Origin of the sequence: Neisseria bergeri, from assembly GCA_003044455.1 — a bacterium.
GTDB classification, from domain to species: Bacteria; Pseudomonadota; Gammaproteobacteria; order Burkholderiales; family Neisseriaceae; genus Neisseria; species Neisseria bergeri.
Genome location: POWY01000032.1, coordinates 1 through 2,539, shown reverse-complemented (window position 1 = coordinate 2,539; position 2,539 = coordinate 1). Strand labels below are relative to the sequence as shown.

Here is a 2,539-nt window from a genome sequence, read left to right as displayed (position 1 = left end):
TTTTTTTAAACCGTATCGGATTTAATATCATGACGAAAAGCAATTTGAAAAAGCTGTCAGAACTTTTTGACTTCATGAGCAGCCCGACAGAGGCGGAGCAGGTCGGTGCTTTAATCGCCGGTCGTGGTGAGCTTGAGTTCATGGGGGAGAATGTCGCGTATTCCGTGAGATTGCCGTTTTACTTGTCGAACTTCATTGATGTTGCGTGCGATAACACGTCAACGTCTAAGAACGATGTTGTGATGCAGCTCATTCTCGCAGGAGTTGAGGCTGGCTGGAAACACATGACCGAACAGGAAAAGGTTGATTTTTCCGATTCATTCTTCAAAAAAGTTGAGGAGAGAAAAAATGTTTGTTCTTAACGGCACGTTGATTAACATTTTTGAGACGCCGAAAGGTAAGACGAAGGAGGGCGAAGAGTACGGCGGAGATTCGCGCTTGCAGATACTGCACGAAAACACGCTCAGAAACGGCGAAAAACGCGCGGATTTGGTCGAACTAACCGTTAGTGATACCTCCCCCTATACCGACAAGCTGAACGCGCCTGTGAGCGTTCCTGTGGCGATTTCTGTATGGCAGGGAAAATTGAGCGTCAGGGCGGCGTAATTTGCGTGCGGCGTGGGCGGTGCGGTAGCTCGGCGCGCGCACGAAAATTTAGCCGCCAAGCGCGCCGTTTTACGGCGCACTATACTTGATAAATAGAACTAAAGTGGTTATCGCCCGACTGGCGTGGGTTTCGGGCTACCCATAGCGTCAAAAAAATGGTATTTTTGGCGGACTTTTTGAAAGGACAATTTGAAGATGGACGGGCAAGAAAAAAGCCCAGTTTCGGCGGTCTTGGCGGATAGCGAAACTGGACTCGGTTTTGAGAGCTTGCAACATCGTTTGCAACGTTACGGCGCAGGGAAAACGCGCGCTCTTGATATGGCGGATTATATCACTCAAAACACAAAGAGCAAGTGGGACGACAGAAACAGAAACACGGAAACGGGAAAACTGGCGGCCAAGCTCTCAAACTGTGCCGATTTTTTGATTTTCAAGCGGTATCTCACGGTTGACGAAGTACGGCTACACGCGGCGAACTTCTGTAAGAAGCACCTGCTCTGCCCGTTCTGCGCCATGCGCAGAGGCACAAAGTATCTGCAAGCATACAAACAGCGGCTCGAGGTCGTCTTTCAGGAAAACCCGAAGCTCCGCGCCTTCATGGTAACGCTGACCGTCAAAGACGGCGAGAGCCTGTCGGAACGCTTCGCGCACCTCCGTGCGGCTCTGAAGAAGTACAAGGAACAACGGCGGAATGCCCTGAAAGGTCAGCGTTTCGTTGAGTACGCAAAAGCCTTTGGCGGTGTACATAGCATTGAGATTAAACGGGGGAAAAATTCGGGGCTGTGGCATCCTCACGTTCACATGATTTGGCTTTGTGAAGAATCGCCATTCGCTTCGCAACTGTCGAAAGAGTGGTTAGCGTTGACAGGAGATTCGTACATCGTAGACGTGCGAGAGTTTTACGGTGAGAGCGTTGTAGACGGCTTTCTCGAAGTCTTCAAGTACGCCCTGAAGTTCTCTGACATGGAGCTCGCCGATAACTGGGAAGCGTACCAGCTTCTTAAAGAAAAGCGGCTTGTAGACAGCTTCGGGCTGCTTCGTGGCGTGAAAGTTCCCGAAGAATTGACGGACGAAGACATCGACGAAGAATTCGTCTATCTGCTTTATTATTTTGCGCGGAGCTCTGGCTATAATTTCGTTACGACTGTAGGGAGTAACGAGCCTGATGAAGTAGGTGCGTTTGTGAAAATCGCGCGGGGTTTCCAGCGCAAGATGTTAAAATCAGAAATCGCCGGACAGTATGCCGGCGAAACGGTGGGCGGGGACAGCAAAAATCCCCGCTGCAACGGGGATTGATGCGAAGCTCTCGCCTGTGTGATTAACCTCACATTCGGAGTGAAGCATGAAGCTCAAAATCCTTGTACAGGGGAACAAGCTGCTGCTGACACTGGAAGTAAACCACGGTTTTATTTTAGCCGTGGTTTGGCTGTTCAGTCAATTTGCAAGCTAACCTGACCACAATCAAAAAAACGCAAGTTTTCCGCCTGCTCTAAGAGTGGGCGGTTTTTTTTCGTCGGGCTTCAGAAACTTTTACCAAGGCAGGGGGAGGACGTCCAGAAAGATTTGTAAAGGCGGCTTTATCGCCTTTACGAATCTTTTTGGATACCCCTTGCCGCCCTGCAAAAAAACACACTCTGCCGCAGAGCAGGTGGTAAGGCGCGCGTTTTTTGCGCCGTCCCCCTGCTCCCGCGGCGTCGCAAGTGAGACTGGGGGGTGTGGGGGGCTAGTCCCCCGCAAAGCGTTCAGCTCCTGAAAATTTTGTTAAAACCAGTTTGCTTAATCCGCCAAACTGGTTTAAATTTCTTTTTTTTTTAAACCGTATCGGATTTAATATCATGACGAAAAGCAATTTGAAAAAGCTGTCAGAACTTTTTGACTTCATGAGCAGCCCGACAGAGGCGGAGCAGGTCGGTGCTTTAATCGCCGGTCGTGG

General features: G+C 49.9%; 3 protein-coding genes. All 3 read left to right on the top strand.

The annotated features are described in order from the left end of the window. The coding region (locus DBY86_RS12740; protein WP_234403470.1) for a hypothetical protein at positions 1 to 362 on the top strand (362 nt) is incomplete at its 5' end. Continuing rightward, positions 349 to 606, top strand: a complete 258-nt coding sequence (locus tag DBY86_RS12735; protein ID WP_107820211.1) for a hypothetical protein — start codon at positions 349 to 351, stop codon at positions 604 to 606. The genes DBY86_RS12740 and DBY86_RS12735, both read left to right, overlap by 14 nt. A gap of 195 nt (positions 607 to 801) precedes the next feature. Next, on the top strand, positions 802 to 1,902 hold the full coding sequence (locus tag DBY86_RS12730) for a protein rep (RefSeq protein ID WP_107820210.1): 1,101 nt from the start codon (positions 802 to 804) through the stop codon (positions 1,900 to 1,902). Positions 1,903 to 2,539 lie beyond the last annotated feature (637 nt).